The 19,059-nt window shown below is 70.3% G+C and carries 11 protein-coding genes and 1 pseudogene; 1 reads left to right on the forward strand and 11 read right to left on the reverse strand.

Features of this window, described 5'->3' with window-relative positions:
- Positions 1-137: 137 nt before the first annotated feature.
- The 6 genes from WME90_RS25785 to WME90_RS25810 form a co-directional block, all read right to left on the reverse strand.
- Positions 138-1,673, reverse strand: coding sequence for a hypothetical protein (locus WME90_RS25785; RefSeq protein WP_437274649.1), 1,536 nt, complete (start codon positions 1,671-1,673; stop codon positions 138-140).
- A 23-nt stretch (positions 1,674-1,696) separates the two neighbouring features.
- A complete protein-coding gene (locus WME90_RS25790; RefSeq protein ID WP_437274650.1) occupies positions 1,697-2,089 on the reverse strand; it encodes a DUF4150 domain-containing protein in 393 nt (130 codons plus the stop codon).
- Between the two features lie 46 nt (positions 2,090-2,135).
- Positions 2,136-2,861 (reverse strand): DUF3540 domain-containing protein, encoded by a 726-nt coding sequence (locus tag WME90_RS25795; protein ID WP_437274651.1) that lies wholly within the window; start codon positions 2,859-2,861, stop codon positions 2,136-2,138.
- A gap of 186 nt (positions 2,862-3,047) precedes the next feature.
- Positions 3,048-4,121, reverse strand: a complete 1,074-nt coding sequence (locus WME90_RS25800; RefSeq protein ID WP_437274652.1) for a pentapeptide repeat-containing protein — start codon at positions 4,119-4,121, stop codon at positions 3,048-3,050.
- Positions 4,118-6,790: a DUF2169 family type VI secretion system accessory protein gene (locus WME90_RS25805; protein ID WP_437274653.1), complete on the reverse strand. Its 2,673-nt coding sequence runs from the start codon at positions 6,788-6,790 to the stop codon at positions 4,118-4,120. The genes WME90_RS25800 and WME90_RS25805 overlap by 4 nt, the downstream gene beginning before the upstream one ends.
- A gap of 6 nt (positions 6,791-6,796) precedes the next feature.
- Positions 6,797-9,229 carry a type VI secretion system Vgr family protein gene (locus WME90_RS25810; protein ID WP_437274654.1) on the reverse strand — a complete coding sequence of 811 codons (2,433 nt, stop codon included), beginning with the start codon at positions 9,227-9,229 and terminating at the stop codon, positions 6,797-6,799.
- Between the two features lie 349 nt (positions 9,230-9,578).
- Here WME90_RS25810 and WME90_RS25815 point away from each other — a divergent pair, with 349 nt between their 5' ends.
- A complete protein-coding gene (locus tag WME90_RS25815) occupies positions 9,579-10,724 on the forward strand; it encodes a hypothetical protein (RefSeq protein ID WP_437274655.1) in 1,146 nt (381 codons plus the stop codon).
- 279 nt (positions 10,725-11,003) lie between these two features.
- Here the strand turns inward: WME90_RS25815 and WME90_RS25820 are convergent, their stop codons facing one another.
- The 5 genes and pseudogenes from WME90_RS25820 to WME90_RS25840 all read right to left on the reverse strand — a co-directional run bounded on the left by WME90_RS25820 (position 11,004) and on the right by WME90_RS25840 (position 18,697).
- Complete coding sequence (locus tag WME90_RS25820) at positions 11,004-11,750, reverse strand: YbhB/YbcL family Raf kinase inhibitor-like protein (protein WP_437274656.1); 747 nt, start codon at positions 11,748-11,750, stop codon at positions 11,004-11,006.
- A 403-nt stretch (positions 11,751-12,153) separates the two neighbouring features.
- A complete protein-coding gene (locus tag WME90_RS25825; RefSeq protein WP_437283657.1) occupies positions 12,154-12,798 on the reverse strand; it encodes a pectate lyase in 645 nt (214 codons plus the stop codon).
- Positions 12,799-13,293 (reverse strand): annotated as a pseudogene (locus WME90_RS25830) (pectate lyase); the annotation flags it as partial.
- Positions 13,294-13,686: 393 nt separating this feature from the next.
- Positions 13,687-15,537, reverse strand: coding sequence for an asparagine synthase (glutamine-hydrolyzing) (gene asnB, locus WME90_RS25835; RefSeq protein WP_437274657.1), 1,851 nt, complete (start codon positions 15,535-15,537; stop codon positions 13,687-13,689).
- Between the two features lie 352 nt (positions 15,538-15,889).
- On the reverse strand, positions 15,890-18,697 hold the full coding sequence (locus WME90_RS25840) for a DNRLRE domain-containing protein (RefSeq protein WP_437274658.1): 2,808 nt from the start codon (positions 18,695-18,697) through the stop codon (positions 15,890-15,892).
- Positions 18,698-19,059 lie beyond the last annotated feature (362 nt).

Consider the following 19,059-nt stretch of genomic DNA (forward strand, 5'->3'; position numbering starts at 1 on the left):
AGTCGGGTCTGGTCGTCGGGTCGCAGGTCTGGTCAACCTGAGTCGGCTCTGGTCTGGCCGGTCTGGTCAACCCGGATCGGGTCTCGCCGTCAACCTGGGTCGGGTCTCGTCAACCTGGGTCGGGTCTCTGCGTGCGTTCAGCGCGATTGCAGGAAGTACCTGCGCGCGGCCTCGCAGAGCTCCGGCCAGCGCTGGGCGAGCGCGGGATCTGCTGCGAACCGGCCTGCCCAGAACGCGTCGAGGGCGGCGCGCGCCGCGGAGGTCGGGACCCCGTAGCGTGCGTTCGTGCTCTCCACGTAGGCGGGGTAGAGCTCGCACGCGACGACGAGGCCGGCGTACTGGTTGAGCGTGAGCGAGGGTGGCGGGCGCGCGCTGAGCGGGTCGCCCGTGCTCGCGGGGGCCGGCGTGGAGGCGGGCGGGACACTCGGCGCGGCGACCGGCAGCGCGCTCGGCGTGGCGATCGGCAGCGGGCTCGCCGTGGCAGCGGGCAGCGCGCTCGGCGCGGCGGCCGGCAGCGGGCTCGCCGCGGCGACCGGCGGTGGACTCGCCGTGGCAGCGGGCAGCGCGCTCGGCGCGGCGGCCGGCAGCGGGCTCGCCGCGGCCGCGACGGAATGCCGCTCGTGGTGGGGCGACGCCGCCGGGGCGTGGTGCGCGGGCGCCGGGGCGGGCTCGCGCGGCGGCTGTCCGTCGGGCCCCGCGACCGGCTGAAACGGAAGGGCCGCGTCGAAGCGTGCGACGGACGGCCGCGGGCGCTCCTCGGAGGCCACCTGGATGAAGGGCAGCGCCGAGTCGAGGACCCTCGCTCCATCCGGGAGCGTCTTGCCAGCGGGCCTCAACTCCGCGCCGCTGACCGGCGGATCCGTCCGAGGAACCGACGCAGGCTCGGGGACAGGCACGAACGCGGGCTGCGTGACGGACTGGGGCGCGGGTGTCGACGCGGGCGCCGAGACGGGCTCGGGCTCGGCCACCGGCGCAGGCGCGGGCGCGAGCACGCCAAGCGGCGCCGGTGCTGCCATCGGCGCGGGCACCGCCATCGGCGCGGGCACCGCCATCGGCGCGGGCACCGCCATCGACGCCGCCGCCACGAAGGGCAGCCCCCCGCTCATGCGAGACAGCGGCCCCTCCGCCTCGACCAGCGCCGGCGCGCTCGTCGCCGCCACGACCTCCTCCGCTTCACGCCGCGCCCCGGCCGCCGCCACGAAGGGCAGCCCCCCGCTCATGCGAGACAGCGGCCCCTCCGCCTCGACCAGCGCCGGCGCGCCCGTCGTCGCCGCGGCCTCCTCCGCCGCACGCCGCTCCGCGGCCTCCTCCGCCGCACGCCGCTCCGCGGCCCGCTTCGCCTCCGCCAGCCGCTCCTCGAGCGCCCCGTGCGCGTCCTTCAGCACGTCCAGCGCCTCGGCGCTCTCGCCCTCCGGACCGAGGACGCCGCCGATCGCCAGGAGCATCTCGCGCGCGGCGCGCAGCGCCGCCTCGTCCGCCGCGCGGCCGAGCAGGTGCCGGCTGGCGAACGCCGTGAGCTCGTCGTCCTCGCATCGGACCAGATCCGCGAGCCGGGCTGCCACGCGGCGCCGATCCGGATCGGCGCTGCTGCCCATCGGCCTGCGCATCGCCGCGTCGAGCTTCGCGAGCGCCTCGGCCAGCGGGCTCTTCTCCGGCGCCGTCGCAGCATTCATGGAGGACCCCTTGCGCGCGACCGTCACGGGGAGAGCACGACCACGGTGGTGACGCTCGGCACGATGGCCATGCCCGGCGCGTTCGTGCTGTTCTGAATCGAGATGCTCGTCAGGCGCGTCATCGGCGCGCAGCCGACGATCACCGTGAACGCCGCGGTCACGTTGCGCGACGGGCCCATCACCATCCCGGACGCGACGCCGAGCGCGACCCCCGGGTTGTCCCCCATCGTGAGCGGCGCGACCGTCAGCATGTTGTGCGCCGGCGCGCACGTGACGAGCACGTTCGGCACGAAGAGCACGCTCATCGGATGCAGCGAGATGTTCGGGTACGGGATCGGCACCGGGGCCGGCGTCGGGGTCAGGCACACGTCCGGGAACGCCATGCACATCCCCCCTGCGGTCGTCTTCGCGAGCATCGCTTCACCCTCGTCGTTGCTGGCATCCGCGGCGCAGCGCGCCCCTTCAGCCGATCTTGACCTGCTCGCCGTCGACCTTCGTCAGCGTCCGCGCGGCGACGATCGTGTTCTCTCCACGGACGGCCGCGAGGCCCTCCGCGCGGAGATCGAAGATCCCCGCGCGCACCTGATCGAGCGCCTCGACGAAGCGGAACGCCTGCTTCGCGCGCTGCACGAGCCGGTCCGCGCGCGCCTCCATGCGCTCGGCGACGACGACCGCCTTCTGGAGGTGCGCCTCGAGCGACCGGCCGACGAGCCCGAGCTCCTCGATCGCGGCCGCCGCCGTCTGCGCGCGGACGTGGAGCTTGCCCGCGAACAGCCCCACCTCCTTCACCGCGGCGATCTCGATCTGGTCGCCAGCGCCGAGCCCGAGCCTCCCCGTCGCCTGCACCTTCAGATCGCCCTCGGCGACGACCCGCGTCGTCGCGCCTGCCTCGCCCTCGAGCACCGCCAGCACGAAGACCTGATCGCCCTCCACCGCGCAGAGCACCCGATCCCCGGCGTCCGGCGCGACGAGGCAGCTCTTCGCGCGCCGCGCCGCGACCGGGCCGCCGCCGAGCTCGATCACGAGCCCCGACGCCGTGCCCCGGACGACGCCCGTCTCCAGCGACGGCGCGCGCCGCGGCGAGGGGGAGCGCTCCATCGCCGGCAGATCCACCCCGGCCAGGAGGTCGTCCTGCGCGCTGTCGTCGTGTGCCACCGTCAGGGGCTCGCGGGCCGCCATGCTCTGCATCTCGGGTCTCCTCGGCCTGAATCCGTCCGTTCAGGACGTGCGCATTGCAACGCTAGTTTCAGCCATGTCACCGCAGAAATCAACGATTTTCGTGGCACGCGGCCTCGCATCGACGTCTCGTCGTTGCGTGTTGCGCGTTGCGCGGCGCGCATTACCCACGTTGCGCGGTCCGCACCTTACGCACGGTCACGCGCGCTGGCCGTCGCGCTCGCCGCCGTGGCGCGGCTTCCAGTCCTCGATCGCGGCGAGCTTCTCGTCGTCGCCGAGCCAGCCTGCGCCGGCCGGCACCCGCGCCCCGTCGCGGCGGGCGCGGTGCAGCCTGGTGCGGAACATCGCGGCCTGCGTGAAGTCCGCGCCCGAGAGATCGCAGTGCGAGAAGTCCGCGTAGGCGAGCTTCGCGCCGACGAAGCGCGCCCCCGGGCACGAGGCGAACGCGAGGTACGACTCGACGAGCTCCGCGCCCGAGAAGTCGGCCTCCGCCAGCGCGGCCCGCTCGAAGATCGTGTTCTGCAGCTTCGCCCGCAAGAACCGCGCCTTCGCTGCGCTCGCATCGCCGAAGAGCGCCTGCGTCAGGACCGCATCGGAGAAATCGCAGCCTGACAGGTCGACCCCGGTGAAGTTGCACTGCGTCGCGTCGCAGCCCGCGAAGCTCGATCCCGCGACGCTGCCGCGCATGAACTGCGTGCGGAACAGCCGTATCCCCTGGAACCCCCGCGCGCCCAGCGCGGACTCCACCAGCGTCGTGAGCGTCAGGTTCGCGCCGTCGAGCAGCGCGGTGCTCAGGTCGAGCTTGTACATCGTCGCCTTCTCGAGGTTCGCTCGCGCGAAGCTCGCGCCGCCGGCCCTGACCTCGACGAGGTTCGCCCGGTCGAGGTTCGCCCCCTCGAACGATGCGCGCTCGAGCGAGCACGTCGTCCAGGTCGCGATCGGCGCCTGCACGCCGGACAGCGCCGCCCCCTCGAACGTCGACTCGGCGAAGGTCGCCCCGACGAGCCTCGCCCCCGACAGCGTCGCCCCGTCGAGGCGGCTCCGGACGAAGGTCGTCAGGTGCAGGTCCACGCCGGTCGCGTCCACGCCCGACAGATCGCACTCCGAGAACGTCGACTCCTTGACGAGCGCGCCCCGCATCCCACGCGGCATGCGGACCCGGTCGAACACCGCGCCCGAGAGATCCGCGCCCGTCAGGTCGAGCCCAGAGATGTCCACGCCCTGGATCGGCTCCCCGTGGCGGACCTTGTCGAGCACCTCATCCCGGTTCATGTCGCGCCTCCAGGAGCCGGCCCCGCCTGCCGGTCGAACCGGGTGAAATCGACGCTCGCCTCGGCGAAGGTCGTCCGGCTGTCCCCGCGCGCGCGGGTGAAATCGGCCCGGCAGAGCTGCGCGCCCGTGAAATCGGCCCCCGAAAGGCTCGATTTCGAGAGGAGCGCCTCCGTCAGGTTGCACCCGCGGAGCGAGGCGGAATCGAGGTTCGTCCGTATCAAAAGGGCGTTCTTCATGACGGCGCGATCGAAGATCGCGCCCGTCGCGTCCGCCTCGGACAGATCGGTCATCATCATCTGGGCTCGATCGAAGCGCGCGCCGCGCAGATCCGTCGTCCGGAAGCAGGTTTTGTCGAGCACGGCGTCGCGGAAGTCGGCCTCCGGCAGGGCGCTCTTGTGAACGGCGACCCCCTCGGAGAAGCACGCGCCGGCGAAGCGCGCCCGCGCCCCCGTGCAGCTCATCAGCGTCGTCTTGTGCAGCCGCGCGCCAGAGAGGTCCGCGCCCTCGAGCGAGCACTCGAGCAGCGTCGCCCGCTCGAGGTTCGCCCCACCCAGGTTGGCCCCGGCGAAGCTCGCCTGGAGGAACGAGCAGAGCGAGAGATCCGCGCCCGACAGATCCACGCCCGCCCAGCTCACCTGGAGGACGTCGGCGCGCTCAAGCCGCGCCCGCTTCAGGCTCGCCCCGGCGAGCCTCGCGCCCATCAGCACGGCCTCCGTCAGATCGGCGTCGTCGAGCACCGCCCCCTCGAGGTTCGCCTTCCCCAGGTTCGCGCCCCGGAGCCGCGCGCCCGTGAGGTTCGCGCCCGTGAGGTCGGCCTTCGCGAGCACCGCCCCCTCGAGCACCGCGCCCGAGAGGTCGCAGCCGCGCAGGTCGGCCCCCTCGAGGAACGCGCGCGCGAAGCGCATCCCCCGCAGGTCGACCCCGCGGAAGTCGGCGCCGGTGAGGTCGCGCTCGTCGAGCGGCTCACCCGCCTCGCGCGCCGCATCGATGACGACGCGCGCCATCTGCGCGGCCTCGGCGGTCATCGGCAGGGCCGCGGACCGCAGGTGCGCCGAGCCGCGGTAGCCCTCGCGCGCCGCCTGCTCGAGGCGGAGCAGCTGCTCGGGGAACCCCGGATCCGCCAGCATCGCCTCCAGCTCGAGGTTCGGCACGCCGCCGAGGCGCGCGGCCTCGGCCAGCTCCGCGTACTGCTGGAGCTGCGCCCGGGCCGAGAAGCGCGGCGGGCCGCCGGGGGGCTCCTCCCCGGTCTGGCCGCGCCGGAGCGCCTCCTCGGACACCTCCATGTCCGCGGCCTGCGCCTTCATGCGCTCCTCGGCCTCTTTCTTCAGGCGGGCGGCCCTCTCCTCCTCCTCCTCCATCTTCCGCGACGCCGCGTTGAGGTACGCCACCAGCGCGTCGAGATCGTCGATCGGCGGAGGCGCCTCTTCCTCCGGCAGCGGCCCGTCGAGCCCGAAGCGCGCCGGGTCGATGCCGTCCGCGAGGAGCTCCCCGCGGCGGCGCTCGCGCTCCCGCTCGGCGCCGCGCCGCAGGTTCTGCGCGGCGAGGTTCTCGCTCTTGAGCCACTGCACCATCTCGATCCCGGCGACGTTCGCCGCGACGCCCGACTCGCGCGGCGGCATGAGATCGCTGTCGCTGAGGGACGCGATCGCGCCCCGGTCCTTGTCGATCCGCCGGGCGAGCGCCTCGCGGTAGTGCTCGATCGGCCGGGGGCGGCCGATCTCCTCGCAGGCGACGACGAGGTCCACGATCTCCGCCGCGTCGTCGTCGGCCACGGGCATCGAGCCATGGAAGATCACCACACCGAGGTTGGCCGAGGGGAAGAGCCACACCGTGTCGCAGCGGACGGGGAGCTCCTGGAACGCCTCCCCGCTCGCGTCGCGGCGGGTGACGAGCACGCGCGGGGCGAGGCCGGGGAGCGCGCCCTCGATGCGCGGGCGCGTCGGGTGCATGTTCTCCACGAGGAACGCCTCGTCGCCGCGGAGCGGCTCGGCGCTCCACTGATCGCTCGGCGCGACGTTGAAGAAGGCGGGATCGACGTCGGGCGGCAGGCCGGGGGCCCACTTCTCGGCGTAGTCCGCGCCGTACGTCCCCGCGCGGGCGCGGCGCTGGGCGAAGCTCAGGTCCATCGCGAGGAAGGACGCCGGGCCCGGCCGGTCGCCGGGCGAGCGGATCAGCGCGCCGTAGTGCTCCACGTTGGGCAGCGGCCGGACGCGCTGCCCGCCGCGCTCGACGTCCTCGATCCCCTTCCCGTAGGGGTTCGCCGCGTCCTTCGGCCCGCCGAGCGCGCGCGCCCAGTCGATCGGCATCTCCGAGAACGGCTCGGGCTCCGTGAAGCCGTGGCCGCTCCAGTACCGCTCGCCCAGCACGGCCAGGCGCTTGTCGACGGAGCCGAGCCGCGCGCGGACGAACGACGCGGCGACGCGGCGGCCCTCCGGGGCGTGGCACCGGCCCGCGACGAGCAGCTCGCCGCGCGCCTTCGCGATGCCCTCGTCGAGCGGGATGCTCCCGAGCTCCGCGGTCGCGGCCTGCCAGAAACTCATCTCGTCGACGAGCGCGCGCGGCGCGTCGAGGGGGAACGCCACCATCGCGCCCACGTGGAACCTGGGGCGCCGCGCGATCTCGACGACGCGCGTGAGCGCCGGGATCTTGAGGGGTTTGACGACTCGCATCCGCGCTCAGATCTTCGTGAAAGCCGAGTTGTACGCCAGGACCCCCGCGAGGATCATGGCGATCGCCTGCTGCCTCAGGTAGGTGCCGAACTGATCCATCCTGGCGCCGACGGCCTTCTTATCCATCGCGGCGAAGTCGAGCTTGATCAGCGACGTCTCGACCTTGAGCCCGTAGGCCTGCTGGGCGAGCGCGGCGTGGTCCGTCTTGATGATGCCGCTCGCGCCCTTGTAGACGAAGAGCTCGTGCTTGTTCGGCGTCAGGTCGAACGTCAGCCCGAGCACCTCCCACTTCAGGTTGGTGGCCGTGATCTTCGCGTTGGGCGCCTTGATCAGGAAGTTCGTGTCGCACTTCAGGTCGACGTTCCCGCCGAAGTGGCCGTTCCAGGTGGTGGCGACCTCCGTCTTCCAGCTCTTGTAGTCGTCGAAGTTCTCGGCCGTGACCTTGTGCTTCCACGGCCCGGTCACCGTCGACGAGCCCCCCGGCTCGATCGTCTGCGTGAGCTCGCCGTGGACGTCGTGCTTCATCCCGCCGCTCGTGATGGTCAGCTCCATCCCGTCGGTGATCGTCTGCTTCATGCCGCCGGCTTCCACCGTGTCCACGCGGCCCGTCTTGATCGTGGTCGTGCGCGTCGCGTAGTACGTCTCCTCCGCCGCGCCGGTGACCTGGAGCGTGTACGTCCCGCCGACGCCCGCCCAGAGGTCGCCCACGACCATGCTGAACTTGCTGCCGCTGACGTTCTCCCAGGAGTCGCCGCCGATCCATGAGCCGCCGTCCCCCGAGGTCGTCTCCAGGTAGCTGAACGTGACGTCGACGAGGCTGCTGCCGGCGATGGCCGGGTCGGCGTTCTCGGGGGACAGGAACGTGCCGGTCTTGTCGCCGTCGCCCGTGTAGACCGACGCGTGGTTGCCGCTCGGCGTCCCCAGGTAGATGCCGGTGCGGTTGTTCGGCGTGTGGAGGAAGATGAACTCCTTGCCCTGCTCGTCCTCGAGCACGAGCTGGTTGCCGCTCCCGGTCCGGATGATGTTCTGGCTGAGGTTGCGCTCCGCGACCACGCTCGGCCGGTGCGCGTTCGGCACGACGCCGGCGATGAAGGGCCGGTCCGGGTCGCCGCCGAGGAACGCGATCATCACCTCGGTGCCCTTGCGCAGCGGGAAATGGAAGCCCTCCGTCGTCCCGCCGTGGGGCTGCATCATGCGCACCCGCGTCGAGATGCGCGCGTCGGGCAGCCCGCTCGTGTCGAACTCGAAGCGCACGAGGTAGCGCCCGTCCGCGTCGATCTGCGCGTACTGGCTGTCGCCGGGGCCGCAGACGATCGCGTTCTCGAACCCGTAGATGCGCGGCCACGGCGTCGCTTGCGGCATGCGGAACTGCACGTCGGCCGGGATCGCGAGCAGCTTGATCGCGTAGAGGTCCTTGCCCGAGAGCCCCGTCAGCCGCGCGGTCTCGGGCGTGATCCCGGCGATCGACGCGCTGTACTGCACCTCCAGCGCGAGCCACTGGTCGACGATGTCCGCCGGCTGGTCGTCCAGCGAGAACCGGTACCCGGCCCGCGGCCCGAGCACGTCGCCGCTCCCGCGCAGGGTCACCTCGCGGCAGCCGATCGACTGCGCGCGCACCTGCGCGAGGCGCTCGGCGTCGCTCTGCACGAACACGCGGAAGCCGTATTCGTGGATCGCGCCCACCCCGTTGGCCGTGATGCTGCTCTCGCCCTTCACCGACGCGGACGGGTTCGCGTAGTTGTAATCGGCGATGGTGACGCTCTTCGGGAGCCACTGCACGGTCTGCTCCATCTGGTGCAGGCCCGGCGGCGCGGTCACGTCGTCGCCGAAGAGCGGGACGTAGCGCACGGCCCCGCCGCCCGGGAAGTCGTCGTGCAGCCCGCGGTCGTCGACGATGACGAGCACCTCGCCGGGCCCGTCCTCCGGGTGCTCGAAGAAGTAGTAGAGGCCCTCGCGCTCGAGCCACCGGTGGAAGAACGCGAGGTGCGTCTCGCGGTACTGCGCGACGAACTCCTCGACAGGGTAGTCGCCGTCGTCGATCGAGAAGCGGAAGTCGCTCGCGGCGAGCCCGCCGTTCTGGAGCGTCGCCGAGAGGAACTCCTTCACGGGCTGGTTCGTGAAGACGTGGCTGCGCCAGAAATGGCGCAGGAACCAGAGCTTCGGCACGAGCAGCGCCTGGTACAGCGCCCGATCCGCGTTCTGGTGCAAGAGGCGCACGCTCGCGATGACACCGTGCAGGACGAGCGGGTCTTTCCCCTCCCCGCGGCTCGCGCGCACCGTCGCCCGCTCGCCCACCGCCTTGCGCACATCGGTGCTCGTCGGGACGGAGAAGAAGAGCTCGAACTCGTACGGCTGCGAGACGTGCTCGGTTCCGCGGAAGCCGATGAACGTGACGCTCGCGAGCGCCGAGCACGAGAGCGAGAAACCGTCTGGGCGCATGGAAACCCTCCTCGTCCCTGGCCTGGTGTTGAGGGCGGAATCTCTGTGCATCGTGTCGCGGCGTCAACGACTGCATGCGCCGCCAGAGTGCTGTGGAACAGCGGATCCGATGGTGCGATGAGCCCGCACTTGTACGACGTCCACCGAGTGATGCGGGCTCGATGGCGCGCGGGTGCAGAGCTCGTTGCGCGTGTGCAGAGCTCGTTGCGCGCGCGCCGAGCCCGCAGCGCGCGTGCCGAGCCCGCAGCGCGCGCGCGCCGAGCCCGCAGCGCGCGCGTGCCGCGGCCGTACCGTGTGTGCGCTTGGGTTTTTCGCACGGGCGGGCCGCTTTGCGCTCTCATGGCGGCCGATGGAACCCCGGATCTGGCTGCTCGTGAGCCGATACCACCTCGACGCCGGGCTGTCGTCGCTCCTCGTGGAGGGCGTCGCGACGGCCGGCCTGCTCGCCCTCGCGGCGATCGCGCTCCGGCTCTCGCGCCGGCAGCGCCGCGCCGCTGAGCAGGCCGAGGCCTCGTTCAGGCCTGGCGCCGCGCTCGCGCCCGGCGAGGCCGTCGTCGTGGGCACCGTCGAGCGGGAGCAAGGCGCGGACGTGGCGGTGCGCGTCGAGGTCGAGCAGGAGGGCTCCGAGTCCGAGACCTCCGGCGTCTGGACCCACCAGTGGGCCGAGACAGGCCGCAAGGTCCGTGTCCACCCGTTCTATCTCCGCCACGCGTCCGGCGCGCGCATCCGGGTCGAGCCGGGCGCGGAGGTGAAGCTCGTCGACGCGCTGGACGGCATGATCCGGGTCGATCTCACCCGGCGCGTCCGCGTGGCCGAGCTGCTGCCAGGCGAGAGGGTCTTCGCGATCGGCGAGCTCCGGCGGGCGCCCGATCCCGAGGCGCAGGCCCAGGGGTACCGCGAGCAGGCGCAGGGATACCTGCTCGCGCCCCCGCGCGGTGGCCGCATGCTCCTCTCGTCCGAGCCGCTCGGCGAGCGGTTCGCGCGCAGGGCGGCGTTCCACGAGCGGTGGGCCATCGCCGCTGTCGTCGCGTCGCTCGCGTTCAACGCCGCGTTCGCGGCCTTCCACGCGCGCCGCTGGCTGGGGGACACGGCGGATGTGCGCGTGACGCAGCTCCGCGAGCACGAGGACGGCGATCACACCCGCTTCGAGGTCACGATGCGGGGCGCCGATGGATCCGCGTTCTCCGACGAGGTGTCCCACGGCGCATTCGCCCGGCTCCGCGAGGGCGATACGGTGAAGGCGCGCCACGTCGCCTCGTGGAGCTCAGCCAGCGCGATCGGCCCCGACGTGACGGCTCACTCCGCGGCCTACAGCGCCCTGCCGCTCCTCGGCGTCATCGCGCTCGCCTATCTCATCCGCGCGCACGCCACGCGGCCCTGGTACGAGAAGAAGCTGATCGAGACGGAGAGCGGCAGGCTGGCAGAGAGCCAGTCTTCCGCGCAGCAGGCCCCGAAGCGCCCGGAGGGCCGCCGCCGGGAGCCCACGTCTGGATGACGGACGGCTCGAGTCAGCAGCGGCAAATTCGAGGGGGATGCCTCAGAATCGAGAGACCACAGGAGAGCTCCAGTCGTCCGTGGCTCCTGCGGCTCGATGTTCGAGACACCCCTCGCGCGATGATCTCGGAGATCGCCCCGCGGCTCGACAGGGCTCCTCGCGCGCAAGCGGGGCGGGCATGGGCTCGAAGGAGCGGGCAATATCGCGCGGCGAGCGCGGGGGCATCGTGCCGTCCTGCGGCCACGAGGCCCCCCGTGGGCGTCGACGCCCGCTACCGCTTCATCGAGTCGAGGCGGCGTTGGACGTACCGGTGAGCTTGGCGCTGTCCAGGTTGTTCGCCTCGAGCTTGGTCTCCGCGTCCTTCACGGCCATCGTGCCCGAGCCCGTGATCGTGATCGAGTCCTCGGCGAGCGCGTAGATGGTGAACTCGTAGTTGTCGGTCTTGGTGCCGGTCGCGCTGCCGAAATTGGGGCAAGGCCCGAGGTAGTTCGAATTCTGCATGGCTTTGATCTGCGCCGCGTCCGCCTGCTTGAACCCCTCCTTCAGCGAGGTGACGGTGGGAGGAATGTTGTACAGAACCCAGTGATAGCCGTTGAGCTGCGACGGCGTCCCGTGCGCCAGGGTGACATCGATGAAGGTGATGGCGTAGCTCTTCGTGCCCGCGGGCCCTGGGGTCCAGTGGAGCTCCGGCATGACGCTGCCCTGGAAGCCGGCGGTCTGGCAGGTGTACTTGTCAGCGAACTTGGCGCCTTCCTCGTGATTGGCGCTCGCGAGCGAGAACTCCCCGGACTGCGTGCCGCCGCCATCGCCCGTCGAGCCGCCGTCGCCCGTCGAGCCGCCGCCCTCTCCGCTGCCCCCCTGCCCCGCCGTCGTGGTGGTCGCGGCGTCGCCTCCGGTCGAGCTCGAGCTGTTGGCGCTGCTGCTGCTGCTGCTGGCGCTCTGGGAGCTGGTGCTCGCCGCGCTACCCCCGCCGTCCCCCGACACATCGGGATCGCTGCTGGAGCAGTTCAGTACGGCGAATGGCATGGCCGCGAAGGCGAGGTATCGAGCGCTACGTGTAAGCCTATCCGTGATGGTACGCATTGGCGCATGATGCCACACCGGCGTTCCTACCGCGATGACCGTCTCTCCCCCTCGCGACAAAGATCCGCAACTTTGCGGTACATTTCCCGGAGCGTGAGCGACGGTGGCAGTACGCGAACATCATGTGAACGTTCTCATGGCGACGCACCGCTCCGCGTGGCTCGCCACTCCGACGAAGAGGTGGAGCCGGAGCGGAGGATCCTTGACCCTTGACACCGCCCAAGAGCGCTCAGGAGCGCCCGCGAGGACGCTCCTGCCCTGGCGGAAACGTGCAGATCCAACAGAGCTTCGTCGGCGCTGAGCGTCGCGCTCCGCGAGCGGCGGGCTCTGGCCACGGACGGCAGGATCAGTATTGCGTGTTGTTGGACGTGGTGATCTTCGAGGAGCTCACGCCCATGAAGAGCTCCTTGCCGATGGCGCTGTAGCGGGTGTTCGTCATCGTAACGCTGCTGCTGCCGCTGTCCGTCCTGAAGATGGACTCCTTCATCTTCGAGATGTCGCACCGGTCGATGAAGACGTCGACCTTGAAGTCGGTCCCGCCGTTCTGCCGGATGAACTTGCCGGCGTTCTCCGCCTTGAAATTCGAGACCTTGAACGTGCTGGCCGCGTTGATCTGGAACACCTTGTCGTCGCCGTTCTTCGCGGAGCCGCCGTTCAACACCACGGTGCCGGACTTCTTGACCGTCAGGGCGTCTTCGCCGATGTCCTCCCAGACGATGTTCTCGAGCGTGACGTTGCCGTACGTATGGATACCGTCGGCGGCCGGAGCGCCGAGGACGACGTTCTTCAGCTTCGCGCCGTCCTCGAGCTTGAACACCGGCTTCTGGTCCTCGGCCTGGCTGCCGTCCCCGAGCGTGTTCTTGTCGGCGATGTACCGCTTGCCGCCGCCGTCGAACGTCTCGCCCGCCTTCACGATGATCGTCGAGCTGACGACGCCGCCGTTCCCCGCCGTTGTGGTGCCGCCGCCCGAGCCGCCGCCGTCCACCGGCACGAGCTCGATGTAGTCGACCTTCAGGTCGTACCCGGACGCCGAGGAGCTCTTGCCCTTGCAGGTGAACGTGAACTCGACGTTTCCAGAGAGCGATTTCTCCCCGAGCGTCGCGGTCGTCCAGCTGTCGCCGGTGGAGGAGCCATAAGCGTCGAACGACTTCACCGACGAGCCCTTCACGGCGAGCTCGTACTTGCCATACACGTTCCGCTTGGCATAACGAAGGACGATCTTGTACGTGCCCGACGCGACCGACGTGGAGAACTTGAAGGTATCGCCGCTCTGGTTGGCGCGAAACTTCACGTTGTCCGCGTTGTCCTCGATCTTGTCGCCCGACGAAACAGACCAGCTCTGGTTCTCGGCCTCGATCTTCACGGCGCTGAGCGCGTCGCTCGCCGAGTCGACGTCGACGTCCAGGTCGGCGCCGTCCGCGGCGAGGCAGCCGACGAGACCGAACGACAGCAGCGCACCGAAAGCATAGGTCAATCTCAAGCTCATGATTCTAACCCTCAACCGTTAACGTTGTACGCGAGCGATGACTCCCACACTTCACTCCGACTCCGCACCCCTCCCCACGGGTCGTCATGTCCTCGCGATGTCTTCGTGACGTCACGACGTCACGACGTCATGACGTCACAACTTGATAGCAACGCCCGGGCCATGGAGCGCCATCGCTCGCGGCCGCCGCTCAGGGCGCCATGAGTGCATTTTTCCGCTGAAGGACGGCATATCGTCCGCTTCGGTCAACAGGCACGCTTGCCGCTGTCATGGTCCGCCGTCAACGATGTCAACCGGCGGTTGACGCATGGGCCCGCCAGCGGCTCGACGGCGCGAGCCGGCCCTCCGGGCACGGCCGCGGTCGTGCTCGCCGCCGGCGCGCGCCGCGGAGGCTCAGAGCGCGAGCTTGACCTGATAGCGAGCGAGCCAGTCGTTGAGCAGGAGGATTTGATTCATGCTCGACCGGACGATCTCATCGACCGATCCTCCGGGCTCCGCCGCGATGGCGCGGGCCCGGGCCATGTCGAGGAGCGGCAGCACCGGCGCGTCCTCGCTGGCGAGGAGCTCGGCGACCTGGCCCCGGAGCCGCTGCGCATACGCCGGATCCTGCGTCGCCGGATACGGGCTCTTCCGGCGGTCGAGCACCGAGCGCGGCAGGAGATCCTCGGACGCGGCGCGCAGCAGGCTCTTCTCGCGCCCATCGAAGGTCTTCATCGACCAGGGCGCGTTGAACACGTACTCCACGAGCCGGTGGTCGCAGAAGGGCACCCGGACCTCGAGCCCGTTCGCCATGCTCATACGATCCTTGCGATCGAGCAGGATCGGCAGGAACCGCGTCAGGTGCAGATAGCTTATCTCGCGCATACGCCGCTCCGCTCCGTCCTCGCCCTGCAGGCGCGGGACCTCGGCGAGGGCCTCCCGATAGCGCGCGGCGACGTGACCCGAGAGGTCGATCTGGGCGAGGAGCGCAGGGTCGAACAGCGCCGACGCGGCGCTCCCGCCTCGGATCTTCATGCGCATGGCGATCCAGGGGAACGTCTCCGCCGCCACCGTCTCCGGGTCGTGGAACCAGAGGTATCCGCCGAAGACCTCGTCGGCCGACTCGCCGGAGAGCGCCACCGTGGAGCGCTCCCGGATGGCGCGGAAGAGGAGGTACAGCGACGTATCCAGGTCCCCGAAGGCGATCGGGACATCCCGGGCGCGCAGCACGGCGGCGCGGATCTCGGGATCGGCCAGCTGGGCTGCGGAGAGCACGATCTCCGCGTGGTCCGACCCGACGTGCCGCGCGACATCGGCGACGTACGGCGCGTCCGGCGTGCCCCGCAGCGCGTCCGGCGTGAAGTGCTCGGCCTGCCCCGCGAACTCGACGGAGAAGGAGCGCACGGGCCCCCCGCCCTCCGCAGTGAGCGCCCTCTGCGCGAGGGCGGTCACGGCGCTGGAGTCCAGCCCTCCGGACAGGAGGGAGCAAAGGGGGACATCGGAGATGAGCTGTCGAGCCACGATGTCGTCGAGCAGCTCGCGGACGGTGCGGATCGTGGTCTTCAGGTCGTCCTCGTGCGGCCTCGACTCGAGCGCCCAGTAGCGACGCTCGGAGATCCCATCTTTCCGCACGTGCACGACGTGGCCGGGCCGGACCTCGCGCATGTCGCGGAACACGGCGGCCCCCGGCGTCTTGACGAAGGCGAGGAGCTCGCGCAGGCCGCCCACGTCCACCACGGGCGACGCGAGCGGGTTCGCGAGGATGGCCTTGGGCTCCGAGCCGAAGAGCACCCCTCTGCCGGTCCGCTGGTAAAACAGCGGCTTGATGCCCAGCCGGTCCCGGACGAGCAACAGCTCCTCTGCCCGGACATCCCAGAGGGCGAAGGCGTACATGCCGTTGAGCCGCCGGGGGAAACCCGCGCCCCACTCGAGATACGCACGGAGCACGACCTCGGTGTCGCTGTGCGTCTTGAAGCGGTGGCCGCGGGCCTCGAGCTCGCCGCGCAGCTCGCGGAAATTGTAGACCTCGCCCGTGTAGATGAGCACGGCCACCGGCGCGCCGTCCTGGTCGGCGATCATCGGCTGATGACCCCCCTCGAGATCGATGATGGCGAGGCGGCGGTGACCGAGGGCCGCGCGCGGAGCGAGCCATGACCCTTCGTCGTCCGGGCCGCGGAGCCTCATCGTCTCTGTCATCGCTCGCAGGGCGTCGCGCTCCCGCGTCAGATCGCGCTCGTAGTCCACCCATCCAGCAATGCCGCACATGGATGATCCCCTCCCTCCAGCGCCGCCGCTCCAGCGGCGAGCTCGGCGGCCCGCCGCGGCGCTCGCGCATCGCTCGCTGTCCAGCGGACGAGCCTAGACAGTGCCGCTGGGCCGCGCAACCAAGCGGGCCAGCGCAGCGCTCGACGCCGAGCCGGACGCCGCGGGGATCCTGGAATGAACGGTGTGAGCTGCTGTTTCAGTCGCCCGCCGCGGTGAGGCTCGAGCCTGGAGCAGCGGCGCTCCAGGCTCCCTCTTCACCGACACCGTCGCTCGCGGCAGCCGTGGCGACCGACGATGAGCCGGGGACGTTCAGGTCAGCAGGGGATATCCGGCGGGGCGTCGCCCTGCGCGGTCACTGTGCGTAGCAGACCTGGAGGCGCGGGCGGCGCGACTCCGTCGTGTCTTCGCTGGCCCGCCATTGCGTCGCCCCCGCCGCGTCCTCTTCCATGGCGAGCCCGTAATTCGGGAGGACGCCGTTCACCCAGTCTTGCACCAGGTCCGTGAGGTCGGCGGTCCGATCGCCGGAGCCACTGCTTGCGACAAACGACGCGAAGCTGAGCGGCTCCCAGCTCTGGTTGTAGCTGGACCAGCTCACGATCGTCTCGCCCCAGGGCGCGAGGGCCTCGTGGAGACGAATGGTGGAGGCCGTCGTCTTGTACACCTGATTGATCGTCAAGGTGGCCGAATAGACCGGCGCGCCCGCGGGGATGAACGAGAGGTCGAACCAGAGCAGCGCAGCCCGGAAGCCGCCGGTGCCGGCTCCGCCCGTGGAGATCGAGAGGTACGACCCCTCCTTGTAGGTCGGCGAGCCCGACCAGAGCGTCGCGTCCCAGACCGTGCCGAACACGCCGCGCTGCACGGTCCTGCACACGGGCGTACCTCCCGAGCCGGCGCCGCCGGCGCCGCCGGCCCCGCCCGACCCGGCGCTGCCCACGCTCATCGCGCTGGTCATCATGACGCTGCCCGTGCTCGCGCTGGATGCGCTCGAGCTGCTCGTGCTGGATACGCTCGAGCTGCTGCTCGTGCTCGACGAGCTCGAGCTGCTGCTGCTCGACGAGCTTGAGCTGCTGCTGCTCGACGAGCTGCTGCTCCCACTGCCGGGTGGCGCATAGGTGAGCGTCAGCTCCATGTCGAAGGACAGATCGTTCGAATTGGGGGCCGATTGCTTGACCATCACGGCGAGGATGTTGCTCCCGACCACGAACGAGCTCGGGGAGAGCGTCACGGTGGTGAGCTCGTCGTCGCGCGACTCCGCGGTCGCATAGTCGCCGTAGGCCGTGCCGGACACGCGCTTCGACGCCACCTGGGTGCCGTTGAGCCAGACGACGACGCCGTCGTCGTGGATGATCTTCATGGTCGCTTGCGCGACGGGCCCCTCGATCGGGATGATCTTGCGGAAGTAAGCGGTGGGGTACGACGGCGTGGCCCGGTCGAGGACCGTGCTCTCCCCGCCGTCGCCGTAGCCGAGCTGCCCCCAGCCCCCCTTCCACGAGGAGTCATCGTACGTGAGGTTGCGCCAGGCCGTGCCCCGGTCGACGCCCAGGTCGTCGTAAACCCAGTAATCGCCGAAGTAGACCGCCGTGCGAGGGGCGCTCTGGATCGTGAAGCCGGCGTTGCTCTCGTCGGAGAGCAGCGGGTGCTCGGCGTCGGAGACGCGGACGAGGGCGCTCGCCGTGTCGACGGAGGGAACCACCCAGTTGTAGCGGCCCGTGTTGGCCGCGTTGTTGGCGATCGTGGTCCAGGTCGCGCCGTTGTCGGTCGTGTACTCTATCCGCACGGTGGGGACGTTCCCCGACGTCGCCCAGCGGATCGGGTAGATGCCGCCCGGCGGCAGGCGCTCTCCGCCGTCGGGCGCTGCCACGTCGATGGCCGTTCCCTTCACCATGGCGAAGCGATCGCTGATCACGCCGTCGTAACGGATGTTGGACACCGTGAGCCGGTTGTCCTCGACATCGAGGAGGCACGAGCCGCTCTGCGCCTCTTGGAAGTACATGAGCGGGTGGCCGCCGGAGCCCCCCACGTAGGTGCCGTGGCCGGCGACGATGTGGACCGCCCCCTCGTGGCTCCCCTTGCCCGGGAGCTTCACGTAGGGGCCGTCGCCGAGCGGCTTGCCGTCATGCCCGTCGACGATGTGCCCGGCCGCCGTGGTCGGCGTATCGTAGGCGCCGTCCACGAGGAACGAGCGCTCGTAGTTGTGCGAATGGCCCGAGAGCACCAGATCGACCCCACCCTCATCGAGGATCGGCAGGAGGTACTCCCGGTGCTCGATGGTCAGCCAGTCTTCGTCCGAGTCGTGGGTGCCCTTCGTGTACATCGGAAAGTGCATGTACGCGATGATCCAGTCTTGGTCCGTCGCGGCGAGATCCGCGGCGAGCCAGGCCGCCATGACGCCGTCCGAGTAACGCGAGGAGCCGTAGCCGTCGAGGACGACGAAGTGGACGTTCGCGTAATCGTAAGAGTAGTAAGCTTCCGTACCGGAGGGGACCCCGCCCGCCTCCCCAGCCTTGGGGAGCACGTAGGCGGTGTAATAAGGACCGGTCTGCGTGGCCGAGTCGGAGCTCAGGCCCTCGTGGTTGCCGAAGGTCGGCCACACGACCGTGTTGCGAAGGATCGTGGCGTACTGGTTGAAGAAGCCGTTCGTGAACTCGTCGGTGGTGCCGAAGTTGTACGCCATGTCCCCCATGTGCAGGAACAGGTTGGGACGGTACGCGCCGACGAAGTTCAGCATCGCGTCGCGCGTCGCCCAGGGCGCGGTGCCGCCGTACCCGGTGTCGCCGATGATCCAGGCCCGGAACTTCTTCGGCGTGGAAACGGGCGGCGCGGTCTCGAAGTAAAAGGAGGAGGTGCCGCCAGCCAGCTCCGTGCTCGATGTACCGACGCTGTAATAGTAGCGGGTGTTCGGGGTGAGTCCCCCGATGAGCACCTCGTGCTGGGTCGTGAGCGTGCCAACATTCACCGTCTGCGTCAGGTTCGCTGGATCGGTGCCGTAGCGCACACGGCTATCCGTGTTCACATCGGTCGTCCACACGACGTAGACCGAGCTGGGCGTCAGCGACTGCAGATACGGCTGCCTCGCCACCGACTGGGCGGCCGCCTGGCCTGCCCACGCCATCGTCACTGCCACCGACGCTGCGGCCAGATGTCCGGGGTTCAATTTCATTGCTTCACCCTCCGTGATTCCTGCTTCATCCCGCCTTGCCTCCGACAAACGCTCGCCATGGGGCGAGCCGAGCACCTTCCCGCCGCGGTCACGCCATCGATCTCATCGCGCTTGACACCGCACTCGATCAGCGCATTGGACGTGAACGCGCTGCTACCATCTTACCGAAAACACACATGAGTGATCATCGTAAATCGGAGAGCCTCGCACCGACGGCAGCCGCCGCCGCGCATTACAACGCCTCCGGCGCGCCGGAGCGCAGCCGTTGCGCCGGAGCGCAGCCGTTGCGGGTCGCGCTTAAGGCACGATAGAATTCCGTTGTTACTGTCAAACGGACGCGACATCTCTCTATGCATCCGTGG

Source organism: Sorangium sp. So ce375, assembly GCF_051473855.1.
In the GTDB taxonomy this organism is placed as follows: Bacteria; Myxococcota_A; Polyangia; order Polyangiales; family Polyangiaceae; genus Sorangium.